This window comes from Phocaeicola sp. RTP21198st1_B8_RTP21198_201120, assembly GCF_040929485.1.
Classification (GTDB): domain Bacteria; phylum Bacteroidota; class Bacteroidia; order Bacteroidales; family Bacteroidaceae; genus Phocaeicola; species Phocaeicola dorei.
In genome coordinates, this window is sequence record NZ_JBCOCI010000232.1 from 1,400 (window position 1) to 1,909 (window position 510).

Consider the following 510-nt stretch of genomic DNA (forward strand, 5'->3'; position numbering starts at 1 on the left):
GGATATGATTATCCGAGGTGGAGAGAATATTTATCCGCGCGAAATAGAAGAGTTTCTTTATAAACTTGATGGAGTGAAAGATGTTCAGGTGGCAGGTATTCCTTCTAAGAAATACGGTGAGGCAGTCGGAGCATTTATTATCTTGCAGGAAGGTGTGAAAATGCAGGAAGCTGATGTTCGTGATTTCTGTAGAAATAAGATATCCCGTTATAAGATTCCGAAATATATCTTCTTTGTGAACGAATTCCCGATGACAGGTAGTGGAAAGATTCAGAAGTTCAGATTGAAAGATCTGGGATTACAGCTTTGTAAAGAGCAGGGAATAGAAATTATCTAGGGCCTGTAATTGCTTAAGGACACACAACGTTTTTCGATATAATAAACGATGAACGGTGAACGAACTGCATGATTGTTTGCAGAGAGTTCACCGTTCATTATTTATATTATTGTCTTATCCGGCTTTTGTTGTAGCAGCTAAGTATTATACGCTGCTAAATGAAATCGTCACCC

The 510-nt window shown here is 38.4% G+C and carries 1 protein-coding gene; it reads left to right on the forward strand.

Translation table 11 applies throughout. The features are described 5' to 3' along the window. A partial coding sequence (locus AB5935_RS24905; protein WP_410525547.1) for an AMP-binding enzyme occupies positions 1-337 on the forward strand: 337 nt, incomplete at its 5' end. Between the last annotated feature and the right edge of the window lie 173 nt (positions 338-510).